The sequence below is a fragment of the Myxococcus xanthus genome (assembly GCF_006402735.1).
GTDB lineage: Bacteria > Myxococcota > Myxococcia > Myxococcales > Myxococcaceae > Myxococcus > Myxococcus xanthus_A.
The window spans coordinates 5,550,045-5,572,413 of record NZ_CP017174.1 but is presented as its reverse complement, the minus strand read 5'-3'; the positions used below and the strand labels follow the sequence as shown (position 1 = coordinate 5,572,413).

Sequence of the window (22,369 nt, the reverse complement as noted above, 5' to 3'; positions counted from 1 at the left end):
CGGCGAGTCCTTTGCGTTAGGTCCGGGCATCCGCCGTCTTCTGGCCGATGCGGAAGATGACGAACTCAGCGGGCTTCACCACCGCCACGCCGATGAGGCAGACGAGCCGGCCGTTATCGAGGTCGTTCTGGTCCATGGTGGTGCGGTCACACCGGACGAAGAACGCCTGCTTCGGGTCCGTTCCCAACAGCGCGCCGGTGCGCCACTGGTTCTCGAGGAAGCTGCCAATCGTCTCGCGGATGTTGGCCCACAGGCGCTCGCCGTTGGGCTCGAACACGGCCCACTGCGTGCCTTCGTCCACGGAGCGCTCCAGGAAGTTGAAGTAGCGCCGCACGTTCACGTACTTCCATTCCGGGTCGGAGCTGACGGTGCGCGCGCCCCACACGCGGTAGCCGCGTCCCGGGAAGAAGCGCAGGCAATTGACGCCCTGTGGGTTGAGCGTCTCCTGCTGCGCGAAGTGGATGTCCTGCTCGAAGCGCAGCGCGCCACGGACCACTTCATTCGCGGGCGCCTTGAACACGCCGCGCTCGATGTCGCTGCGGGCGTAGATGCCGCACAGGAAGGCGGACGGCGGAAGCGCGATCTCACGAGGGACATCGGCCGCCTCGGGCCCGGCCAGCGGGTTGGCGACGACGACCCAGGGGTAGTAGAGCGCGGCCTTGGTCGAGTCCACCTGCGCGCGAAGTGCCAGCGCGTCCTGCGGCCCGTATCCGCGCGGCGTGTCCAGCACCGCGATGCGATAGGCACGGCGTCGCTCCGCGGCGCTGATGAGCCCGAGCCTCACTGCCTGCGCCGTCGCATACGCCGAGGAGCCTGGCGCGGCGATGATGGAGATGTCCTCCACGCCGCCCAGCCGCTCGAACGCGTCTTCGTACGAGGCCGCGCTCGGCTCGCTCCCGTCGGAACCGCCGGTGAGCGTGAAGGGGCCCGCGGCCAGCGCCGTGCGCAGGGCGAACGTGGACACGCCGTTGCCCGCCTCGAACGCGTACATCCGCTCCATCTGCTCGGAGAGCGTGGCGGGAGAAGGGGTGAGCACGTGGCCCAGGTAACGGGGATGGGCGCGGTCCACGCCCAGCCCTTCGTACAGCCGCTCCTGCCCGTCACCGTCCTGCGTGGTGACGGTGAGCGTGACGAACTGGCTGTCCCCGGGCAGCTGCTGGAACTGCGACGCGGTGTCGTTCGGCAGCGGCAACGTGTCACTGCCGTTGGACCAGGTGTCGTTCGCCTGCTTCAGCCACCAGGTCACCCCCGCCGTGCCGTCCGTCCCGGGCTCCGAGGTGGCCGCGTCCAGGCCCAGCGCGCTGGAGCTCACCGAGGCCACCTCCAACGAATGGCTGGCGCCGGGGAGCGGGTGGCTGATGACGAGCTTGTTGTCATCGACGGACGCCGTGGCGTTGGCGCCCAGGAGTACCTGGATGTCCGCGAGGGACACCGCGCCCAGGTCGCTCACGTTGCTCTGCGGGTCCGCCGCGTTGTCGACCGTCTGTGCGGCGAGCTTGAGCTGCGGGTTGGCCGAGACCTGGATGAGGGCCCCGGTACCGCGGGTATCGGTACCCAGGAGGAGACGGCCGACGGGCGCGGCGTCATCGGCGCCGCTGAGCCGGGCGTAACCACCCCGGAGTTGCCGGTTGAGCGCGTCCACGACCTCCGCGGGCGTCAACGGCGTATCGGTGGGCAGGGTGAGGGTCTGCGCCTGTCCGCCAAGGGTGACGGTGAGCGTCTGGTTGGCTTCAAGGAACGTCGTCGTGGGGTCGAGCTCCGCCGTCGCTGCTGCTTCGGCATTGCGCCCGGAGAAGGTGAGGGTGACGTCGGTGTTCCCGTCGAACGTCAGCGTGAGCGTGGTGCCATCGGGGATGTTGAAGGGCGGGGGCAGGGTGCCTACGACGCGCGCGGCCGAGGCGGCGGTCTGATTCAGCCGGACCAGGCTGCCCGTGGGCGCGCGCCGCATGGCGCCGACCGTGGCGGGCGCGAGCACCTCCCGGACCCTGATGCTCCCGTTGCCCGCGCGGCCGGGAAACCTCGCGGTGAAGCGTGCGCGCAGGTTCGCGTCCGCGTTGGGAATGACGTCCGCGCCAGCGGTGGCGTTGGCCGGCGTCCCCGAGAAGACGCGCGCCACGTAGAGGCGGGAGCCGCCCTCGTTGAAGTAAGCGCGGACCGAGTGCGCCAGGTAGTTGGTCGTCTCCTGGGTGCCGGTGAGGTCCAGGTCCGCGAGGCCACCAAAGAGCCGGACGAATTCGGGGAAGCTCGTCACCAGCGACGGGGTGCCGGAAACGGGGCCCTTGCGTGCCGGGCCCGCGAAGCCGCTGGTGCTGGTGCTGACGCCCTCGATGGACCTGGCTCGGAAACTCGTCTCTTCGACGTAGACACCGGGTGCGAGATATTCAGGCACGCGAGCCCCCACTTTCTCGTTACGTGGCGCGCGGTCGCGCCGTCATTGGTCTGCGTTCAGAGCTCGACCCAATCGAGCTTGATGGTGGTGGTGACCTCTTCGCCGGCGGCGACGTCGAGGGTGCTGCTCAAGGGGTGGAAGTCCAGGGAGAGCGCGTCGGGGTCGGGCGGTTGTGTCGAGGCGGCCCAAGCCGCGGCCAGGCTGAAGGTGAAGTGGATGGGGGCCTCGGGGTTGCTCCAGTCCGCGATGGGAATGCCGGGCACGAGGATGAGCGCGTCACCCCGCTCGTTCGACAGGCCCCAGCGCGTGATTTCCGGGTCGGCCAGCGCGAGCGACACCAGCGCGCCGGGCAGGGGCTTGTCGTGGGCGTCCACGACACGGAGCCGCACCACGGCACTTCGCGCGGACGGACGCATCAGCGGCGACGGGTAGAGCGTGACGTCGACCGGGCGAAAGACGGAGTCTGGTGGGAGCGGCTGTCCCGTGGGCGGAGCCGTCGCGTCTCGTGGCAATTCGAGCGTGAAGCTCCGGGCCAGATAGCGGCGAGTGGGGTCGCTCGCCACCAGGGTGAAGGCGGCTGCGGCGGGAAGCGGGTCCGGCAACTCGAAGCTCGCCGCGTAGTCGGAGAAGCCCGGCGCGTCCGTCACCACGTGCAGCCCGCGGACGTTGCGAGCGAAGCGGAGGCCTTGCCCCGCGATGGTGATGGGCTCCGAGAGGGGGCGTTGCGTCTCCGCGTCGAGGAAGCGGATGGCGGCCAGGGCGCGGCTCTCGGTGCGCTCGAGCCTCATGACCTGGGCACCTCGTTCGTGAAGTCGAAGCGCCGCGCCACCACGGGTCGTCCAGCGGGTTTGCCCTGCACGTCGATGCAGACGACACGGGCGACGTACGTAACGGAAGGGCGATAGGGGCGCCGCAAGGCATCCCACATCCGCAAGATGTCTTCTTGAGGGATTTCCGCTGGGATGATTTGCACCAGCTCGTCCGGGCGCCAGACGCCCACGGGGGACAGGTCCGAGGCGCTCAACGCATTGTGCGTGTGAAGCTGCAACATGACCCAGGCCATGATGCGGTGCTCGTCGTCGACGTTTTCAGCCCAGACCGTGAGCAGGTAATGCAGGTCCAGCGCGAGCGGCGGAGGCGCTTCCGCGCGTGGCTCGTTGCGCAGGTGCTCGTTGACGGCGACGCGATAGAGAAAGAGGGTGACGCCTGGGACTTCGACCGGAGGGGTGTTTGTCTCGCTTCCAGCCATCTTTCCGCTTGGGACGAGCTCGAAACGGCACGTGGGCAGGCCTTCGGGCTCGTGAGACAACTCGTAGGCGTGTCTCAGATATGAGACCAGCGAATCGCCTACCGAATAGATGGCGGAAAAGCCGGCCACGTTGGTCCCCCCAAGTGCACCGCGTGTATGTTCTAAAGGTGAATGAGATTCGCCTTCGAGTATGGATATGGTGTCGAAATATCCACGTTGAGTCAAGTCACCTCATGCGGTGGGTGAAGTATCTGAGACCTGTTGAGACGGTGGGAGATGCCTATCGAGGTGCCTGAAGCCGGTCGAGCAGCGCGCGGACGATGTCTTCGGCGTTCGCGTCAAGCCCCTCGAGCAAGGCCTTCCATTCCTCGGGCGGCTCATCGCCTCGCTGTTCCAGGGCGGAGAGCAGCGGTTGGACGCGTGCGGTCAGGTCCGGGAGTTCAACGCCACGGGCGCCGAGGTCCTGCTGCAGCGAGCCGAGGAGCTGTAACAACTCGGCGGGTGTCTCAGGGCCTCGTGTGGCTGCGCCGTGCACACTGCCTGGCGCGGAGCGCAGCGCGTGCTCCATCAGGTTTCCGAGCCAGGTGGCCATCGCAGGGGCATCGAAGTTCTCGGGCGCGCTGGGCGGGATGCCCGTATCGCTGGGCTGGGAGCGCGGCGGGGTGGCGTCCTCCGCATCGAAGCGGGCGCCGGTGCGGTCGCACCCGGTCCACTGCACGCCGTCCACGATGGCGCCTCGGAAGTCCGCGTGGCGGAAGCTTCCGCCTGACACGTTGGTACCCGTCAGGTCGGCGCCGCGAAAGTCCGCCTCGTCCAGCCGCACGTCCACGAGTGACGCGCCCGTGAGGTCCGCGCCCCGTAACTCCACGCCGACGCCTTCCGCGCCGTCGAGAACGGCTTCGCGGAGGATGGCGCGTGAGAACGATGTCTCCGAGAGCCGGGCCTTGCGCAGGTCGGCTTGGTACAGGTCCGTGCCGCGCGCGGAGCTGTCCTCGAGGCGGGCCTCGGAGAGCCGAGCCCGTCGCAGGTCGGCGCCATCGAGCCGGCACTGCCGAAGTGTCGCACCTTCCAGCACGGCTTCCTCGAGAACCGCGCGCTCCAGCGAACAGGCGGAAAGCTGGGCGCCGCGCAGACTCGCGCCGTGGAGGTTGGCCTGGCCCAGGTCCAAGCCGTCTCCACGCAGTCCGTCGAGTGGGGCGCCAGTGAGGTCCGTACTGTGAAGCTGAAGGTCCCGCGCGCGAGCCTTCTTCTGGAGAAGGGCGTGGAGGATGTCGCGCGCGCTGGCGGTCATGTCTCTCTCCGGCTCATGAGTCCGAGTGCATTGAGCTTCTCATGCAGCCGGACGATGAGCGCCGCGGCGCCATCATCGCCGGGGCCCGCGGTGTCGAACGCTTCGACGAAGACACTGGCGACTTCGTGCGCCTGCTCAGGTGTCAACGCGGGGGGGACGAGACGCCGCGCAACGGGGCGGCTCTCATACACGTGTCTCAAGCGCATCGTCTCGTGGGCCAGCCCTTCGCTGAGGGGGCCGACCAGGGCACGGGCGGCTTGTTCCTGGGACTCGTGCTTGGGGCGCCAGAAAGACCATTCGAAGAGGGTCTCGTTCAGCGACGTCATGAGGATTTCCCACTCGTAACTCGAGGGCTGCACGGGGCCAGGGAGGTCGACGACCAACCAGCCTGCGAACTGGCTCCCGAAGCTACGGGTGAGCTCCTCGGTGCTCTGGTTGGGAGGGCTTCGTCGCGAGAGTATGTCTTCTCCCTCGATGAGCTGCGGTTTGAATGGCTGCATGTGGGCGCTGCTCATGGCCGCTACGAGGTCGACAGGCATGAGCTTGGCCTTGAGGTTCAACTCCCGCTTCTTGTACCCACGTGCGTCCACGATCGCCCGGTGCACCACCTCAATGGAGGCGGCAGGTCCCTCGAACTGAAGGGGCACGAACTGATCTTTGTACTCCGCGTTCAGGCTGACGACGATTTCATCCTGGGCGGAGACGGATGGCGAGGACGACGGAATGACCAATCGATAGCGGAACATGGCTCAGTCTCCTACCGTACCAGTCGAGGTGGTCGCCGGGAAGCCAGCCCGTGCTCGGGTCCGTTGAATGACACCCAAGACATAGAAGAAATGCTCTGGGTCCTGGCGATAGAGAGCCACCATGGTGCTCGGGTTTTCGAAATGCTCGAGCCCCATGGTGACGACCTCCGTCTCTGGGCCTGGGTAGACTTTCCCGACGTACTTGTGGAAGAACCCACCTTCATGGGCGAATTCATTCGCCTTGTAATCCGTAGAATCGGTGAGTTTGTTGATGGATTCCGTGTGAATTGGATCGCCGGGCTGAACGAACCGTCTGGCTCGCGCTTCAACGAAAGACTTCGACGCGGTCGAGACCACAGGATCGACATGTTCGATGCGGTGGCCCAGTTCGTGGTGTATTTTCCCGGAGGAGGGGGATGCGCCAACGTTGAGCCAATTAGGCGCGTGATAGTATTCCGGTCGGACATCCATTGGGCCGCCGAGCTTGGTGATGGTCATGCCGTCATCTGGGGCGTTGCCCGTCATGCGGTAATGGTCGGCGATGTCGGCGCGGATATCGGCTTCGGTGCGGCCGAAGTCATGGATTGTCTTGAGGCCCTTCTCCGTAAAGGTTGGTTTGGCTGCAATGGCCGCCGCGGCCGGACTGTCGGCACCGAGGAGTGCGGTGCGCAACTCGCTCATGACCTTCTCTGCAGGTTGCTTGTTCGCCGCCGACCGCGTTTCGCGCGCCTTTCCCGCCTGGTAGCGACTGAGCCTTAGCGCTTCGTATTGTTGGGCAATGTCGGCCTCAATGCGCTGGATTTCTGCTTGATTGGCTTTGTAGTTCTTGCGCAGCGAGGCCAGTCTGGCCTGCGTGATGGGGTCGTTGACGAGCGCAGCCATTTGCTCATTGATGCGTGCCACGTGCTGCTCATAGGATTGGTGAGACCGGTGGAGCAGCATGTCGAGTCGGTGTTGCATCCCATTGGAGATGCTCTCCATGAAGTCTATTCCGCCCTTGATGAAGTCAAGATGCGGTGAACTTGAAGTCGGAGAATGGATGTCTCCGGACCAGCCGAGCGTTTGTTGTGCTCTGCCTTTCGGGTTCGTTTCGATGTCTTCGTAAAAGTCGAGATTGTCTTCGCTCTTCTTTCCGGGAGTGTTGGACGCGGCGCCCTGGGAGGTGGATTCCGCTTCGGCTTGAGCGCGTGGAGGTGCACTTGCTCCGACCTCCGAGTGGAGATCAGTTGGCTCGACATCGGCTTCGGAGCGGGGGGGCAAGTCGGTCTCAGCAATGTCTTCTGCGCGGGGCGTAGACTGCGTGGCTGCCCCATCCTCGGGCTGCGGAGTCTTCGTGGCTTGCGCTTCTGCCTCGGGGCGTGGCGTCGTGCTGGCGTCAGCGTCAGCCTCGGGACGTGCCGTCGTAGTGCTGTCGGTCTCGGCCTCGGGGCGGGGACTTACGGTCGTCACGGCCTCGCTCTCCGCTGGAGGCCGGGGAGCGATGGACTCGCGGAAGGCACGGGCCCTCGAGCCGGGCACGACGCCCGCGCCGCGAGCCATCCACCGTTGCTGAACGCGCTTGATGCGAGGGACTTCGCCGAAGCCGCCGGTGACGACGGACATGAGCACCGACATGCCCAGCGCATTCCAGGAGAACTCGCCCGTGATGAGCTGGGTGGCGACTTCCAGCACCGCATCTGCGGCGATGTTGGCCACGAACTGAAGAGCCACGTTCTTGACGGCGTTCTGGATGATGGCGCCCGCACCCGCGCCAACGATGCCGCCAATCGCGCCCATCAACGCGGCCTTGCCCACGCCCGCCATGAGGCGCTCGCCCGACGCCCAGTTGTTGAGGACCTGGATGGCGGCCGACGTCGCCGCGCCGACAATGGCACCACCCACGATGGTTCCAATGGTCGCGGCTGCCGCGGTGGCGCCTAGCGCGCTCGCCGCCGCCCCCACCGCGCCAATGACCGCCGGGCCCACGACCAGTGCCACCACGATGACAATGGCGATGATGAGCACCACCGCCAGCACGCCCTTCCAGGCGGGCTGTTCCTTCGACGCCGCCGTTTGTGCCTGGACGGGAATGTCGCAGTCGAGCTGCGCCTTGGAGGCGCGGAGGCTCTGTTCCAGCGCGTCCGCGGAGTCCACCAGTGCGCTCTCGACGTGGGTGAGAATCGTCGTGCAGGTCGTCTGGAAGCCGGTGGCCACGGTCTCCAGTCCGGAGGCTCCGTCCGAAGCCACCTGTTGTGCTTGCGTGGTGAACGCGTCGCGCTGCTGGCCGAAGCTGGTGGTCGCTCCTGCTGCCAATGCGCCCATGGAAGCCGTGAAGGAATCGACCAGGGCCGCTGTCGCTTCCTCGGAGGACTGGCCCAGCCGCAGCATGGCCTCCAGTCCCTGGTTTCCCACGCCGTCCACGCGCTCCAGGGCGCCGGCGGCTCCATGCTCCACCTGGGAGACGAGGCCATCCAGCCCACCTTCAAGCCCGCCCATGGCTTGCCCGAGGATGCGCTCCAGGTGTTCGCCCTCTGGAGCGGACTGCCTGGCGAACAGGTCGCGCACGCCCGTGAGCGCCTGCACCAGGGTGTCGATGGCGCCCGTCACGGCGTTCTGGATGGACGTCGCCGAGGCGAAGGCCGCCAACTCGATGAGGCTCTGTTGCAGGTAGCCCGTGTCATTCACGGACTGGCGCTGGTCGTGTTCGTGGCGGTCCAGTCGGGCCAACTCGGCGATGAAGGCCGAGTCGACGGAGGCCATCATCGAGTCGCGCGTGGTCTCCGCCTGCGTCAGGGCTTGTGTCCGGCTGCTTTCGAGCGCGGTGACGAGTTGCTCGTACTGCGTGTCGAGCGTCTCGCGGGCACGGCGGGCGGCGGCGATGACGCCGCAGCGGTCCCGCTGGCGCCCCTTCATCGCCTCGCCGGCCTGCTTCGTGGCCGTGTCCACCAGGCTCTTGCGATAGCCCTTGGCCGTCTCGCGCGCGGCCTTCATCTGGGCCTCGGCGCGGCGATCGGTCAGATAGCCCGCGAAGAAGCTGTCCTTCTTGTTGATCTTGCAGCCTTCGTATTCCTCCGCGTACTCCTCGCCGAGCTGGATGCACTCATCGCCCACTGTCGGACCGAGTGCCTCGTGGGCAATGCGTGCCTGGGCGTAGAGGGAGTTGACGCTGTCCAGCGTGCCGGACTCCTGCTCGTCAACGAGAAGCACTCCGGAGTCGTAGACGGCCCGGAGCGACTCGAGCGCACTGTCAGTCTCCGAGTGGATGGTGGAGACGGTGGTCGAATGCTCGGACAGGACTTGCTGGCGGGCGCCCTCGGCCTGTGCGGTGGCGGCGACGCGTGCCTGCTCCACGCTGGCGCTGATGGCCGCCTTTTGTTCCTCCATGGAGGCGGAGATCGCGCTCTTGTACGTCTCGGCGAGCGCACCGATGCGGGCTGGAACATCATCCAGCGTCAGGAGAACCGCGTCCTCGATTCGATTGGCCGCCTGAAGGAAGAACGCGTCCGCGCGTGAGTTCGCGTCAACACGTCGCGCGTCGTCCGCCGAGGTCGCACCCGGCGCTGGGACGAACTGCACGCCGCCTCGGAGCGAAATGGCACCTGCCCCGGCATTGGCGAGCGAGGCGGACGCACTGCCATGCGCTGCCACGGCATCCCACCGCTGGACTTCGGTCGTGGCGATGGCTTCGTCCAGCGGCGCACGAGCGGCCTCATTCGCAGTGTCTTCCGCCGGGGCTCCGCCACTACCCCCAGATGCCTCCGAGGACAGTGAGGCCGCGTCGTCACCCGTGGGGGCCCCTTCCGCGGAAGCTTCACCGGCTTCGGAGGCGGAAGCGTTGCTTTCCAGCGTGGACTGCGCGGGCGCCGCGGCTTCTGTTGAGGAGGGCGCCTGCTCGGAGATGGCTTCCTCGATGGGGCAGTTGTCCTGCTCTTCGGCATCGGGACTGACGCTGGATGCGGCTTCCTGCGACTCCGTGGGCGCTGGCTCGGGAGGCTGTTGTTCGGGCGCCACCTCGGGCTCTTGAATGGCCTCCGTGTAGCAGGTTGCGCTCTGGGGGCCTCCGCCCACGCAGGCCTGTGCGCCATCGGTACCGCCAGGAGGGGCGGCCGTGTCGCTCGTCGGCTCTGCTGGACCGGAAGTCAGTGCATCCGTCGCGGGGCCCGCCGCGGCACCAAGCGCGCTTCCAGCGGCTCCCGAGCCGCTGTCGGTGGACTGTCCATCCTGGGCCGCGCGGGCTTCGGTTGATTCGCGCGAACCGCCGTTGGAGGTGCCACCGCCACCTCGCGGCCTGGGCATTCGGGACGGTGCCGCAGGCGGTTCGAAGAGGCGGTGGACGTTGGTTGCGAGGAAGGGCTGGACGGGCGCTGCGCTCGGAGACGTTCCCGTCACCGGAGGACCGGAGGGGCCCACCGTCCGGTCGAGGATGGGCTCGGCGGTTTCGCCTCGGACCACGGCGTCAGCGGCCTCATCCGCCTGGCGCTCGTAGGGGTCTCCTGGGTGACCGACGCCGTCATGGAGCTGTACGCCGGAGCGCTGCTGAACAGCGTGTGCCGCTTCGTGTGCCGCCAGTCTCAGGTCGGGTGGGCCACGAAAGGCGATGCGATTGCCCATCGTGAAGGCATGGGCTCCCATCCGGTCGCTCGCGAGCGCTGCATCACCTCCCACACGGGCTGTAACGTCTGACAGGTCATGGCGGCCGAACGCCTGCTGGAGCTGTACGAAATGGGGAAGGGGAGCGCTGGCATCCTTCACACCTGCATGGGCCTCGCGCTGGATGGCCGCGGGCCGTGACTCCACGGTGCCTCCGGCCGCCTGAGGCTGCACCGCGTCCTTCTCCCCGCACGCAGCGCACGGGCCGCCTCCGGACTCACACGCCGCGCACTTCGCCTGGACCGGAGGTCCGAGGGGGGACGCCAATCCACCTCGCATGTAACGCGGGACACCCGATGAGGAGTTGGGGCGGGCGCGTGCGCCTGGGCCACTCTCGCCGGGCCGCCCGCGCAGGAAGGCGGGAACGCCAGGAGCAGACCGCTCCGACGGCGCGCTCTCAGGACGTCTGGATGAATCCGAAGGCCGGGTCGACTCACTCCGGCGTACCGACTTTGACGTCGCTCGGCTCACGGATGCGCGCCCCCTGGTGATTCATACCGGAGGAGTTCATGGGTTCACTGTCAGTGTCAATGGGTGGCGCTGTCGTGAACTGAAGCCGACTGTGAGAGCCCGGTGGGGCAGTCGATTTCGTCGGCGCGAATCCCAATCCGACCTGGCAGGTTTGGAATTGACGCAGCCGGAGCATGCTGGGGCGCGGGTGGAGCGTGTTCACGCAGACGCAGTTTGGAGCAGGTCTCTAACACGTCTCAGTGTTTCAACGAGCCCCGCGACGACGTCGTGATGCTCTACGCCTACTTGCGGATAGAGGGGGATGGTTGGAACCTTGTTGCCGCTGGGATCGCGACGAATCATTGGAGGTGATTTCAGTGCAAATGAGTGGAGTGCTTGAAGGAGTTTGGGCCACGATTCCGGCTGGCTTGCCTCGAAGACTGCTCATCGCGCGCGTGCAGGAGTCGCCTCCCTCCTTTCAAATTCTCAAAGTGTGAAATCGTCCGAGTGGTGTGTTTCACGTGAATTAACTCGCCGTATGCGCGGTCCCATGGGGGCCGACGGCGCTCGCGGGTGCTCGTCGGCATTTTCGCGCTGTTGGGGCCGCGAGTTCAGGGCCGCAGCTCGCGAGAGCAAACCCTCGGATCAAAGGACTCATCCTGTGAATACGTCGTTCATTCGTTGGCCGTGCGCGCTTGCTGGACTCTCCCTCGGGGCCCTTCTCGTTGCTTGTGGAGGTGACTCGGAGCCGTCCAATCCGAACGGAGATGGAGATGGAAATGGAGAGGAGGTGCCTGTCACGGAAACGACGGTGAATGGCAGGCCCGCGAGCGAGTACTACGCACAGTTCGCCTATGAGAAATACGCTGGCGCCCCGGGTGGCGCGGTTGCGTTCCCCGCCCAGCGGGATGGCATCAACCTGTTCGCCGCGACCGCCTATCTGAAGCAGGACAAGAGCTTCATCCTCTACTACGCCGAGGGCGCGGGGACCGTGCGTTCAAATGGCTACACCGCCGAGATTCCTCTCTCCCGCATGTTCAAACGCACCGGCGTCTGGAGTGTCAGTGGAGGCTCGTTGAAGCTCGGCGACCTGATGACCTGCCAAGGCCTCAAGGTGGACGGCAACGACGCGCTTCTCTGCACGCTGGACCGGACCATCGGCTATGCGGACGCGGTGGGGAAGACCGCGACGTTCACGCGCTCGACCAACTCGTCGCCGAATGACAGGCAGTGGGCCGACTACCAGTGAAGCCTGGGCTCCCTGCGAGGTCATGTCAGGAACTCCATTTCAACTAAGGAGCACTAGCCGGGCTGTCCTCGCGAAGTTCGAGACGCACGCGGACGCTCGCGAGGAGCTGCTGTCCACCCACGACGAGCAGCTCATCGAGAAGACCACCGATGAGCACTACTGGGGCTGCGGCTCCGCGGGCACCGGGAAGAACCGGCTCGGGCAGTTGCTGATGGAGGTTCGCTCCCTCCTGCGCGAGTGCGCGCAGCCTGGGGGCTGAAAGTAACGGGGCCGGAGACCGCTGAACGCTCAGCGGCTTCCGGCCCCGTTCTCGTGTCACGTCCGGCCTCAAGGCCGTGGCGGGGGCGCTCAGCGCGCCTCGCCGGACTTGCGCGCTTCCTCCAACTCGTCCCAGATGCGCACGTTCTTCGTTTCCTTGATGCGTATTCCGGTGATGGTGAGCACCCATTCCAGCTCGAGCCGAGCAGCCGTTCCGGCCATGGCGAGCAGTCGGAGCGTCAGTGACGCTGGGACGTCCCGTCACTTCACCTGCTTACGAGTCTTCGTTAAATTCGCGTCCACCTTGATATGTGTTTGGGTTGCGTCCCAGCACCGCGATGACGGGCATGCTGTTGAGGATTTGGGAGCCGTCAGCCATGACCTGAACCTCCAGAACTTCACGCGCTGCCCAGGCGGACCGCGGCCACCCTGCCGGACTCCGAAAGCGAGAGGACGATGTGCGGCCCTCCCAGTGCCCACGCATTCCAAGGGAGTGCGGCCGGCGTTCCAATCCGGCGTAGGTACGAGGGTGGGGACGGCAGGGTTCAGGCGCCCTTGGCTGCATTGGGGCCGGTCTCGTCCGTGAACTTCGCGCCGATGATGCCCGCACGCTCCAGGGACTCTTGAGCTCCTCGGACACGAACAAGGCCACGGTCCATCCGTCCATGCGATGCGGGCTACTCCGGATCGAGTGCCCAGGTTCCTTCTTCCCAGCGTTTCAAATGCCTGCCCGGCTTCAAAGGGCACGAGCCCCTTGCCCTTGGCGGCTTCCTCCAGCACCGCCTTCGCCTCGGTCGTCCGGTAGCGGAGCAGATGGGCGGCGGCCATGACGCGCACATTCAAGCGCTCATGTTTGAGCAGGACGAGGAGGGCATCACGCCCTGTGTTTCCATAACCCCCTTCCTCACGTTCTCATTGGCCAGCAGCCCAACGGAGCCCTTCTGGCGCTGGGTCGCGTGAGTGAGGCTGTGGGCGTGCCTACGGGAACGTCACGCCGGAGAGCGTGATGGCGCGCAGCCCGCCCGGCCCCCACAGCTTCAGGGTGTACGTGCCTCGGGCCGCATCCGGCGTCGCTTCCGCCTCCACCACGACGCGCCCGCGCGGAGCGCGAGTGATGGGGGCCTTCTGCCAGACCGTCAATATCTTCAGCGATGCGCCCGTCCTGCTCACCAGCGATGCGCCTTCCGCAGACCAGGGATTGGCAGCATCCAGGTTCTCAAACTCGACCGAGATGGCCACGCGGGCAGGGGCGCGATAGCTCCATGCACGCAATGTCCGGGCCGCATTGCCTGGATGTTGGTGGAGCTCCTTGTTGACCAGGATGAACTTCGCATCGACGCCTTCCTCCTTGATGATGCCGGTGGCGAGGAGACCCGCGATGCCGCCTGGACCTTCGTGCTCCACGCGCAGCCGCGCGTTCTCCTCGTGGCATTGCTGGGTCTCCGCGCGGGCCGCCATCGCCTCCTGCTGGTAGGACTCCGCCGTACGTGGCTGACGCCACACCTCGATGAGTCGCTCGGCACGCGCGGGGTGGGTGACGAGGACAAAGGCGGCACCGCGGGGGACCGAACCGTCCTGGAAGAGCACCGTCAGCCGCAGGCGCTCGCCGGGCAAGACTTGCTCCGATGGCACCAGCCGGAGCGTGCTCCGCCCGAGGTCCACGAGCGAGAAGCGCTTTTCGCCCTCGAGTACGACCTTCGCCGGATCGAGGGCGGCATCGAACTCGAAGGTGGTGGACACCCGCGGACTTATCTGGACCTCGGTGGGCGGCATCGCCTCGGATGGCTCCGCCAAGAGTTCGACACGGCGCACCTCGGGGCTCGCGGCCGTGGAAGACGGTTGGGCGGTCGCGGCTCCAGATAGGAGCATGAGCACCGCGAGAAGGGCGACAGGTGACGCGGGCACGGTCGGTCCTCACTCGAAGCGGCGCACGGCCTTCAAGTCCAGGCTGAAGTAGACGATGGCGCTGCTGGGGTCACTTACGGGCTCTCGCTTCAGGAGCCCGATGCGGGCGTCCTGTGCCTCGACGAACTGCACACAGACGGGGATGCGCTCATTCTCGGGAGTACGCGCCTCGGTGAGCCGTCCGTAGACCCGCTCCGGGCCGACGAGGAGCTGCCCGGAGAACAGGGTCTGCGAAGGCATGCGTCCCCAATGGGCTACCATGCGAACCGTCGTCACGCCCTCGCGGACCTTGACGAACCCCGCGTCTTTGCCGGGGCTCAGGGCGAAGGTGGTCAAAGGAAGCTCAAGTCCGGGGGCGAAAAGTCCGAGCTGTTCCATGGCCTCAACGGCCCCGGGAGGACAGTCCTCGGGAGGCGGCGTCGGGCGCACCTGGGAACCAGGACATGCCATCGAAAGGCAGGCCGCGACACCCAGGCCAATCGCCTTGCCAGCGGCTGTGCCCCGGAGGCGCTGCGGCTCGGGCTGGGGGAGCATGCCGGTGTCCTTCTTCATCTTCACGGAGGCCTTCTCCTTGGAATACGTCGCGGGAACGGCGACGGCCGCAAGGGTGGATGCTCCATCGAGCGGGCCTGCGGCCTCGTCAGCTTCCAGTGGCCTCCAGAGTGCCGCCACTTCCTGACCGGGAGTCCAGGACGCGGGGACGAACGCGGAACCGCCGGGGGGCGAGCCCACGGTGACATGGGAATGGGGCGCCATCCCGTGACGTGCGGCAGGAGGGGAGGAGGGCATCAGTCCGCGCGCGAGCACCAGCCCGCCCACAATCAAGATCACCAGGAGCGCCATCCAGGCCGCTATGCGCAGGGCCTTGGACTGACCGGCGCGTGCCGCGGGCGGCGGCTCGAACGGGATGGCCACCGCGTTTGCATCGGGTTCGTATGCGTCCCCACCTCGTGGCGGACGAGGCCCGCGACGAGGCCGGGCCTTGCGCCGCTTCAGCCACTGCGCCAGCTCGTCTTCGACCGCTTGCGGCGCCTCCGCGAGCGTGGTGGCGGTGTCCGCGCCATGGGCGTCGCAGAGCTCCACGTCCCAGGCTTCGTCCGCCTGGGCCAGCAGGGACTCCAGCTCCGCGCACAGCGTGTCGGCGTCGGGGTGCCGCTCCTCGGGCGTCTTGGCCAGCAGGCGCATGCACACGTCGCCGAGGGCCCCGGGGACGCGCGGGTTGAGCGCCTGGGGCGGTCTGGGGGCGCGGTTGAGCACGGCCTCCACGCCCTCGGCCTCGTCCGGCAGGAAGGGCTGCCTGCCCGTCAGGAGCCAATAGAGCACGACGCCCAGCGCGTACAGGTCATCCGCGGGGCCGGGTTGGTAGGAGCGGCCACGCTCGTCTCCATGCTCCTGCTGGAAGCGCCAGGCCTCGGGCGCGCGGTACTCCAGGGTGCCCGGCGGGAGCACGCCGCCGGTGATGCTGGGGGCGCTCTCGTACCCGCCCGCGCCGAAGTCCACCACCACCGCTTCGCCGTCCGAGTCGCGCACGACGACGTTGCTCTCCTTCAAGTCCCGATGCACCACCTTCGCCCGGTGCGCGGCGCCCAGCCCGCGCGCCACGCCGAGCACCTTGCGCACCACCTCACGGGCCGAGGGGTTCTCCTCCGTGGCCCACACGTCCAGGCGGCGCCCCTCCACGTAGTCCATGACGATGAAGAAGGACTGGGGCGCCTCGTCCGGCCACTGGCCGTGTCCACGGATGCGCACCAGGTTGGCGTGCTTGAGCCGCAGGAGGATGGCCACCTCGCGCTCCGCCCACTCGGCCAGCCCCCAGAGCGGGATGAGCTTGAGCGCGGAGCTCCGCTCTCCACGCCGGGCGCGGTACACGGCGCCGAAGCCCCCGGCCCCCAGCCGCTCCTCCACCAGGTACCCGCCAATGTCCGTGCCCGGGGGCACGACGGGATGCAGACGCGGGCTCACGAGTCCTCTCCTTCGGCGGGGCGTACGGGCTCGGCGTTCCTGGACATGCGCTCAACGGGCAATGGAACTCGTGAGAGCTCCCCCCCGCGAAGCAACGTGGGAGGAGCATAGACCTTGGACGGATACCATGGTTGAACCTGTTAAGGTATATGCTCGGAGTGCCGTCCCCGCGGCATTCTCCTCTTTTCCCAGGTCTCTTCATGTACGCGAAGCTCTCCCAGCGGATTGGAACCCAGGTTCGCGCTGCCCGGCATCGAGCGGGCCTGTCGCAGGCCCAGGTGGCCGAGGCCATCCACGTGCCGACGCTGGTGCTCAGTCGCCTGGAGCGCGGCAGGTTGTTGCCCAGCCTCCCCACGCTGGTGGACCTGTGCGGCGTCCTTCGTGTCTCCGTGGACCTCCTCCTGAGCGGCGAGGGCCTGGCGTTTCCCGCGCCCGAGGGGGCCGGCCGGTAGGTGGGGCAGTGCCGTGTGACAGGGGGCTCGTCGCGCATCGACACGGCCGCCAAGATGCGGCAGGAAGGGCGTTCCCGAGTCGCGGGCCTCCTGCCCGCGGCAGACGGGGTCCTCGGTGTTCCTGGTACCTCGACGCATGAACGAAGAACTGGCGACCCGCATTGGAAGTGCCGCCCGAGAGGCCCGGACGCAGCTCGGGCTCACGCAGGCGGAGGTGGCCGAGAAGCTGGGCCTGGCGCACATGGTTTACAGCCGCCTGGAGCGCGGGAAGATGCTGCCCAGCGTGCAGACGCTGCTGCGGATGTGCGCGGTGCTGCGCATCGGCTCGGACGAGCTGCTGGGGCTCGCGGACGCGGAGGAGGGGAAGGGAGCGCGAGGCCCGGGCGGAGCGCCCAGGCTGCGGCAGCTCACCGGCCTCGCGCGAAAGATGGACGAGGAGCAGCTCGACGCCCTCGTGAAGGTGGCCCAGGTGTTGCTGCGTTGAAGCGTCGCCCGGCCGCCCGTGCTCACTTCGTGTTCGGCGCGAGTGTTGCTTCGTCGGCGTCCAGTCCCTCGGGGAAGATGCCCGCTTCGTCCAGCTCCACCCGGTCGCGCAGGACGGAGGCCTCCGACAGCATCCGCGCCAGCTCCTCAGCCGCCTCCTTCCGTCCGAAGGGCTGGGATTGGGCCGCGAGCGCCGCCCGCAGGGCATCGCGCAGCTCGGCGGCCGAGGTGTAGCGCTCGGAGGGCTTGCGCTGGAGGGCCTTGTGGATGATGGCCTTGAGCGCGTCCGGAAGGCCCGCCATCGCGTGCTCCACGTCCTCGGGGCGGTAGCGGCTGACGAGCGCGATCATCTGCGTGAGGGGCACAGAGGGCGCCTCCTCTGTCTTCACGTCCAGCGCGGCGATGGGGGCCTGCGCGTCCTCCAGGTCGAAGAGGTGCTTGCACGTCAGCATCTCCATGAGGACGAAGCCCAGCGAGAAGATGTCGGACCGGCCATCCATGGGCTTGCGGTGCAGGTACTCGGGCGAGGCGTACGCCACGTCGCCCTTGAGCAGGAGGCCCGGCGTCTCCTCCCGGCCCACCATGAGCGAGTAGGCGGCGCCGAAGTCCGTCACCTTCACCTCGCCGCTCCGGGCTACGCGGATGTTCCGGGGGGCGACGTCGCGGTGGATGATGCCCAGCGGCCGGTTCTCCGAATCCCTCAGCGTGTGCGCGTGGTGGAGGGCGTCGGCAATCTCGGCGGCGATGTAGAGGGCGAAGGCTGCGGAGAGAGGCCGTTCGCGCATGGTGGCGAGGCTGATGACGGTGTCCAGCGTGGGGCCGTCCACGTACTCCGCGATGATGTGCGGCCTGTCGGCGTGGATTTTCAGGTGATGGACCTGGGCGATGGCCGGGTGGTGGAGGCGGAAGGCGAGCTGGACCTCCTCGATGAGCCGCTGGCAGCGCTCGAAGGAGGCGGGGTTGCGCAGGCGCTTGATGGTGACGTGCCCGGCGAGCCCATGGGGGAGGTGACGCTCGGCCAGGAGCACCACCTCGCCATTGCCCCGCCGCTCCAGCGTGCGGAGGGCCGCGTACGTGGTGGTTTCGATGGTGAACCGGAGCAGGGGGCGGGCGCGCTCCAGGTCGGAGCTGCTCTCTGGCGGCGGCTCCTCGCTCTGTGGTTCGTGGGTCGGCGTGCGGTCATCGGTCATGGGCGGCCTCCTGGTGGGATTGAGACGCGCAGCGGGCGCTGGCACGGGCGTCCCGGCGCCCTGTAGGCCTCGGCTGCGGGAGACGGGGCCGGTCGCAGTGCGGTCAATGGTCTACTATTCATAAACCCCCAGGGTATTACAAGCACTCCTAGGGGGCGGCTTCACTGGACGGCCATCCCCTCGCAATTCGCGTCCCCTTGGCCCATCGCGCAGCGCACCGGTGCCAGTCAAGCGTATGAGCCACGCAGCAGCGCCCTGAGAACTGCCGACTCGGTCCGGTTCACCTTTTTGTAGCGCGCTTGAACCGAGACTGGCTAGCGATGCCGCTGCGCCGTCGCATGCAGAAAGGGGGCGCATGCCCAGCACCACCAATCTCATTCGGTCAACGATGTCGCAGAACAGCAACTCGCGGTCATAGTGCCGACCCCGGTGCTCATGGAACGCCGCGTCGAGCCACGCTGCTTCTCAGGCACGCTCCCGCACCTCCTGGGCCATGACAGTAAGTGGACTCTGTGCAGGGGGGCGCTCCACGATGGCTTTGAACATGACGGTAAAACCCCAGGCCTACAGTGGCTATGCGGCGGCCCGTCCGCACTGGGGCCAGGGAATGCCGACGGTTTAACCCCTGTCGCGTACACCGGATTGCCAGCCAGCATCCCTTCCTTCCTAGCGGGACAGATATTTAAGGGGGGACGTAAAGGGACAGAAATTTCTGTCGCCTGACATCCCTCGCCCAGGTCCTCTCCTGGAGTCGGTGGCGACACCATCACCAATCCGTTTCCATGCGCAGGCACTATCTCTCTCGCAGAGTACGTTTTAGTCTGCGACTGTAGGGAATCAGGGCACTGGAATGGCATTGCTGTCGACAGGACTCGTCGTGCGCAGAGGGGGCATTGGTGGTCATTGTGAGAGAAGTTCTGCTTGGTAAGAGACTTGAGATTCACATGGGCGGAACCCCGCAAGGTGCGCTAGATCAGCACACGGTGTGGTTGAGGTGAGGGTAGATTGTAGTATTCTACGATAAATATTCTCTTGAGTTGGGAGGTCTTCTTGAGAGTCGACTTGTCCGATCCGCTGTTGTTTGGAAACGATGCTGGCGAGGACGAAGTACCAGAAGTTCTCGCATCTTATTTTGTCGAGGGAGCGGCGTTTGATGTTTTCTGGGATGTTAGGCAGAGGCTTAGAATTGCTCGTGCGCGTAAGGGGATGGGGAAGTCTGCTCTGCTTGCAAAGCTCGGTTATGATCTCAGGAAAGATGCTGATGCGATAGTGATATCCGTTACGGGGTCGGATTTGACTGGGCTTGGTGAGTTTTCATCCGATGATCCGGCTGTCCTTGTCAACCAGTGGCAGCAGGTGATTTGTGCCAGGGTGAATGTGGAACTAGGGAGTAGAATCGGTTGGGCAGGGACTGATACTAAAATAATGATGGTCGAGGGAGCAGAGTTGGCTGGGTTTCGTGGTCGGAACTTTGTTGGTTCATTGGTAGATCGGCTCAAGAATAAGTCGGTAGATTTTCAGAAAATCGCCTCCCCGGACAATCTGCAACTACTTAGGCGTTATATGGAGCCTGGTCGCAATCCGATGGTTTGGCTGTTGGTCGATGATATTGATGCAAAGTTCGTAAGCACGGAGAAGATGAAGAATAAGGCCTCTGCGTTCTTTTCTGCGTGTCGCCGTATTGTGCAACTCGTTGAGGGGTTGCGGATTCGAGCGACTGTCCGTGCTGATGTGTGGCCTGTTCTTCGGGATAGTGAAGATCTCGATAAGTGTGAGCAATACATAACTGACATAAAGTGGACGAGAGGGGAGATTGGGAATATTCTCGGAAAGAAGATTCTGGCCTATTTTCAGCGCAACTATCCGAATGGGGGGGTTGCGAAGACATTGAGCCATTTGCGCGATCAGGAAAAGCTGATTGATATGGCATTTTCGCACCGCATTCTATGGGGAGGAGCGCAAGTGTCGCCTTTGCAGGTTGTTAACGTACTTGCGGCAAAGCGTCCTCGGTGGCTCTCTCAGTTGTGTCGTTTGGCTGGGGAGGATGCGGTTCGTTTGGAGAAGGCGCGAATTGATTTGCAGTGCATTAATGGCGTGATGCCGAAGTTTGGTGGGTTGAGATTGGATGACATTAGCAAGGAGCATGCCCATCAATATTCGGATGTTAGGCGATTGGTTGAGAGTTTTTCTCAGGGTGAGAGAACCTATACAACTCCTGCGCTGCTGAAGCGAATAATGAATGCATATGTTTCTCGCGTCGGGGCTTTGAACTTGCCCTCAGTTGAGGGGGGGGAGGAGGTGAATGCGATGACGCTTGCTCATTTTCTGTTTAGGACAGGGTTCATTCAGGGGCGGACGGATGTGTCGGCAAATCCTGTCTTCATTGATTATGATGAGCGCCCGACGCTCTTGATGACATCGGTGAATGTTGATGATGGGTTGATTTGGGAGGTTCACCCGTCGTATCGTGGAAAGCTTAAGATTTTTTGATATGTATTTGTCTGCTGGTCTCGAACTCCACCACCAAATGCTTCCAGTCATCTGGACTTGGTCGTCGCATGCCGGAAAGAACCGCCGTGCTCACCTCCTGCTCAGCACGGCGGCCATCGGTCGGTTACTGAAGTCCGTATTTGTCCGGCGAGCGGCGTGCCGCGATGCATTGCAGGGGTAGATGTCGAGGTGGACCCTGGGGTGAATGTCGAAGCCGGAGGAGAAGCAGGAGTGGTTCCGGGTCGCTGAAGCCTTCGAGGCGAGCGGGCTGACGCAGAAGGAGTTCGCCGCGCGGCGAGGCGTGCGGCTGAGTACATTGCAGTCGTGGGTGTACCGGCGCCGACGCCAGCGTGGCAGCCAGGCAGAGTCGGTGCGCCCCCTGCCGGTGGAGGTGTCGATGGCGCCCGCTGCGGCCGAGTCCGTGCTGGAGGTGGTGACGGCAAGCGGGGCGCGGGTGAGATTCTCCGTGGGCACCGACGTCGAGTACGTGGCTCGACTCGTCGCGGAGCTGGGGCGGTAAGGCGGTGTTTGCCCTCCCAGCTGCGGTGCGGGTGGTGCTGGCCACAGGGCCGGTGGACATGCGCAAGTCCATCGACGGCCTCATGGCGCTGGTGCGCACCGCCTGGGGTGAGGACGTCTACTCAGGCCACCTCTTCGCCTTCGTTTCCAGGCGAGGCGACCGCATCAAGGTACTGACGTGGAGCCGAGGCGGCTTCGTGCTGTTGTGCAAGCGGTTGGAGGCGGGACGTTTCCGGCTGCCGCCGGTGGACGCGGACGCGCAGGTGGTGCACCTGGATGCCACGCAGCTGACGATGCTGCTGGACGGTATCGACGTGGCCCAGGTGAAGCGCCAGCCCGCCTGGACGCCTCCCGGGCGCACGGGCACGTAAGGCACCCGGCCTGGGACACGACGTGGCTGCGTATTCCGGTCATGGTGAGCACTCGTTCCGGCTCAAGCCGAGCAGCGATTTCGGCTGATGGCGAGCGGTCGGAGCGTCAGCGACGCTGGGTGGTTCATCCCTTGGCCTGCTTCCGGCCCTTCGTCAAATTTGTCTCCACGTACCAGATGGACTCTCCGCCCAGCTTGATGCGATTGGCGTTGTGGACCAGACGGTCGAGGATGGCATCGGCGAGCGTCGCCGATGACGGCGTGCCAGTCTTTCGGCTCGAGCTGGGACGTCACCACGGTGCTCGCGAGCTGGTAGCGGTCCTCCAGGACTTCGAGCAACTCCTTGCGCTCCGGAGCGCCAAGCGGCTCAAGGCCGAAGTCATCGAGGATGAGCACCTGGGCCTTGGCCAGGCGCTTGAGCACGTGCGCGTAGGTTCCATCGGCGCGCGCCTGGGCGAGCTCATCGAAGAGACGTGAGGCCCGGCGGTACACCACCGAGTAGCCATCCCGACACGCCTTCTGGCCCAGGGCGCATGCGAGGAAGGATTTGCCGACGCCCGTGGGCCCGGTGAGGAGGACATTCTGCTTGTCCGCCGCCCACTTCGAGGTGGACAGCTCGATCACCTGAGTCTTTGCGAGCCCGCGCGCGTGTCCGTAGCCGCATCGACCCACGCCGCGTCACAGGCACGCTCCAGCGCCACCCGTGCCATGACAGTGAGTGGACTCTGAGCAAGGAA

General features: G+C 65.8%; 18 protein-coding genes and 1 pseudogene. 7 read left to right on the top strand and 12 right to left on the bottom strand.

Annotated features, from left to right (window positions below; translation table 11 throughout):
* Positions 1-16: 16 nt before the first annotated feature.
* From BHS09_RS22765 to BHS09_RS22740, 6 genes are all read right to left on the bottom strand, one after another.
* On the bottom strand, positions 17-2,389 hold the full coding sequence (locus BHS09_RS22765) for a phage tail sheath family protein (RefSeq protein WP_237077349.1): 2,373 nt from the start codon (positions 2,387-2,389) through the stop codon (positions 17-19).
* Between the two features lie 56 nt (positions 2,390-2,445).
* Positions 2,446-3,177 carry a carboxypeptidase-like regulatory domain-containing protein gene (locus tag BHS09_RS22760; protein ID WP_140798976.1) on the bottom strand — a complete coding sequence of 244 codons (732 nt, stop codon included), beginning with the start codon at positions 3,175-3,177 and terminating at the stop codon, positions 2,446-2,448.
* On the bottom strand, positions 3,174-3,767 hold the full coding sequence (locus BHS09_RS22755; protein WP_140793168.1) for a Pvc16 family protein: 594 nt from the start codon (positions 3,765-3,767) through the stop codon (positions 3,174-3,176). The genes BHS09_RS22760 and BHS09_RS22755 overlap by 4 nt, the downstream gene beginning before the upstream one ends.
* Before the next feature lie 151 nt (positions 3,768-3,918).
* On the bottom strand, positions 3,919-4,929 hold the full coding sequence (locus BHS09_RS22750) for a pentapeptide repeat-containing protein (protein ID WP_140793165.1): 1,011 nt from the start codon (positions 4,927-4,929) through the stop codon (positions 3,919-3,921).
* Positions 4,926-5,675: a hypothetical protein gene (locus BHS09_RS22745; protein ID WP_140798975.1), complete on the bottom strand. Its 750-nt coding sequence runs from the start codon at positions 5,673-5,675 to the stop codon at positions 4,926-4,928. Before BHS09_RS22745 ends, BHS09_RS22750 begins: the two co-directional genes overlap by 4 nt.
* Positions 5,676-5,678: 3 nt before the next feature.
* Positions 5,679-10,583 (bottom strand): eCIS core domain-containing protein, encoded by a 4,905-nt coding sequence (locus BHS09_RS22740; RefSeq protein ID WP_418763960.1) that lies wholly within the window; start codon positions 10,581-10,583, stop codon positions 5,679-5,681.
* 961 nt (positions 10,584-11,544) lie between these two features.
* On the opposite strand from BHS09_RS22740, the gene BHS09_RS22735 reads away from it, so the two are divergent.
* Positions 11,545-12,003 carry a hypothetical protein gene (locus tag BHS09_RS22735; RefSeq protein WP_237079774.1) on the top strand — a complete coding sequence of 153 codons (459 nt, stop codon included), beginning with the start codon at positions 11,545-11,547 and terminating at the stop codon, positions 12,001-12,003.
* A gap of 22 nt (positions 12,004-12,025) precedes the next feature.
* Complete coding sequence (locus tag BHS09_RS22730; protein WP_201799734.1) at positions 12,026-12,262, top strand: NADAR domain-containing protein; 237 nt, start codon at positions 12,026-12,028, stop codon at positions 12,260-12,262.
* 89 nt (positions 12,263-12,351) lie between these two features.
* On the opposite strand, the gene BHS09_RS39935 is transcribed toward BHS09_RS22730, so the two are convergent.
* From BHS09_RS39935 to BHS09_RS22715, 4 genes and pseudogenes are all read right to left on the bottom strand, one after another.
* A complete protein-coding gene (locus tag BHS09_RS39935; protein WP_257792112.1) occupies positions 12,352-12,483 on the bottom strand; it encodes a hypothetical protein in 132 nt (43 codons plus the stop codon).
* A 455-nt stretch (positions 12,484-12,938) separates the two neighbouring features.
* Positions 12,939-13,152: pseudogene (locus BHS09_RS22725) on the bottom strand (DUF2019 domain-containing protein); the annotation flags it as partial.
* 87 nt (positions 13,153-13,239) lie between these two features.
* Positions 13,240-14,136, bottom strand: coding sequence for a DUF2381 family protein (locus BHS09_RS22720; RefSeq protein ID WP_257792158.1), 897 nt, complete (start codon positions 14,134-14,136; stop codon positions 13,240-13,242).
* 39 nt (positions 14,137-14,175) lie between these two features.
* Positions 14,176-16,128 carry a serine/threonine protein kinase gene (locus BHS09_RS22715; RefSeq protein WP_140798970.1) on the bottom strand — a complete coding sequence of 651 codons (1,953 nt, stop codon included), beginning with the start codon at positions 16,126-16,128 and terminating at the stop codon, positions 14,176-14,178.
* Positions 16,129-16,328: 200 nt separating this feature from the next.
* Between BHS09_RS22715 and BHS09_RS22710 the strand changes: the two genes are divergently transcribed.
* Positions 16,329-16,580 carry a helix-turn-helix domain-containing protein gene (locus BHS09_RS22710; protein WP_225887801.1) on the top strand — a complete coding sequence of 84 codons (252 nt, stop codon included), beginning with the start codon at positions 16,329-16,331 and terminating at the stop codon, positions 16,578-16,580.
* 136 nt (positions 16,581-16,716) lie between these two features.
* Complete coding sequence (locus BHS09_RS22705; protein WP_020479164.1) at positions 16,717-17,064, top strand: helix-turn-helix transcriptional regulator; 348 nt, start codon at positions 16,717-16,719, stop codon at positions 17,062-17,064.
* A 22-nt stretch (positions 17,065-17,086) separates the two neighbouring features.
* Here BHS09_RS22705 and BHS09_RS22700 read toward each other — a convergent pair whose 3' ends face one another.
* The gene (locus tag BHS09_RS22700) at positions 17,087-18,253 is read right to left on the bottom strand and encodes a serine/threonine-protein kinase (RefSeq protein ID WP_140798967.1); all 1,167 of its coding nucleotides are present in this window, start codon (positions 18,251-18,253) and stop codon (positions 17,087-17,089) included.
* A 1,062-nt stretch (positions 18,254-19,315) separates the two neighbouring features.
* On the opposite strand from BHS09_RS22700, the gene BHS09_RS22695 reads away from it, so the two are divergent.
* The 3 genes from BHS09_RS22695 (at position 19,316) to tnpB (ending at position 21,633) form a co-directional block, all read left to right on the top strand.
* Positions 19,316-20,743: a P-loop ATPase, Sll1717 family gene (locus tag BHS09_RS22695; RefSeq protein ID WP_140798966.1), complete on the top strand. Its 1,428-nt coding sequence runs from the start codon at positions 19,316-19,318 to the stop codon at positions 20,741-20,743.
* A 205-nt stretch (positions 20,744-20,948) separates the two neighbouring features.
* A complete protein-coding gene (gene tnpA / locus BHS09_RS22690) occupies positions 20,949-21,263 on the top strand; it encodes an IS66 family insertion sequence element accessory protein TnpA (protein ID WP_140798964.1) in 315 nt (104 codons plus the stop codon).
* Positions 21,264-21,267: 4 nt separating this feature from the next.
* Entirely contained in the window at positions 21,268-21,633 is a 366-nt protein-coding gene (gene tnpB, locus BHS09_RS22685; protein ID WP_201800538.1) for an IS66 family insertion sequence element accessory protein TnpB, read from the top strand.
* A gap of 62 nt (positions 21,634-21,695) precedes the next feature.
* On the opposite strand, the gene BHS09_RS22680 is transcribed toward tnpB, so the two are convergent.
* Entirely contained in the window at positions 21,696-22,256 is a 561-nt protein-coding gene (locus BHS09_RS22680) for an ATP-binding protein (protein WP_269467612.1), read from the bottom strand.
* Between the last annotated feature and the right edge of the window lie 113 nt (positions 22,257-22,369).

Excerpts from the sequence above, each read along its gene's own strand:
- BHS09_RS22760 (WP_140798976.1), bottom strand. The coding sequence starts at position 3,177 with ATGAGGCTCGAGCGCACCGAGAGCCGCGCCCTGGCCGCCATCCGCTTC.
- BHS09_RS22750 (WP_140793165.1), bottom strand. The coding sequence starts at position 4,929 with ATGACCGCCAGCGCGCGCGACATCCTCCACGCCCTTCTCCAGAAGAAG.
- BHS09_RS22745 (WP_140798975.1), bottom strand. The coding sequence starts at position 5,675 with ATGTTCCGCTATCGATTGGTCATTCCGTCGTCCTCGCCATCCGTCTCC.
- BHS09_RS22740 (WP_418763960.1), bottom strand. The coding sequence starts at position 10,583 with ATGCGAGGTGGATTGGCGTCCCCCCTCGGACCTCCGGTCCAGGCGAAG.
- BHS09_RS22730 (WP_201799734.1), top strand. The coding sequence starts at position 12,026 with ATGTCAGGAACTCCATTTCAACTAAGGAGCACTAGCCGGGCTGTCCTC.
- BHS09_RS39935 (WP_257792112.1), bottom strand. The coding sequence starts at position 12,483 with ATGGCCGGAACGGCTGCTCGGCTCGAGCTGGAATGGGTGCTCACCATC.
- BHS09_RS22710 (WP_225887801.1), top strand. The coding sequence starts at position 16,329 with ATGTACGCGAAGCTCTCCCAGCGGATTGGAACCCAGGTTCGCGCTGCC.
- BHS09_RS22705 (WP_020479164.1), top strand. The coding sequence starts at position 16,717 with ATGAACGAAGAACTGGCGACCCGCATTGGAAGTGCCGCCCGAGAGGCC.
- BHS09_RS22700 (WP_140798967.1), bottom strand. The coding sequence starts at position 18,253 with ATGACCGATGACCGCACGCCGACCCACGAACCACAGAGCGAGGAGCCG.
- tnpA (WP_140798964.1), top strand. The coding sequence starts at position 20,949 with ATGTCGAAGCCGGAGGAGAAGCAGGAGTGGTTCCGGGTCGCTGAAGCC.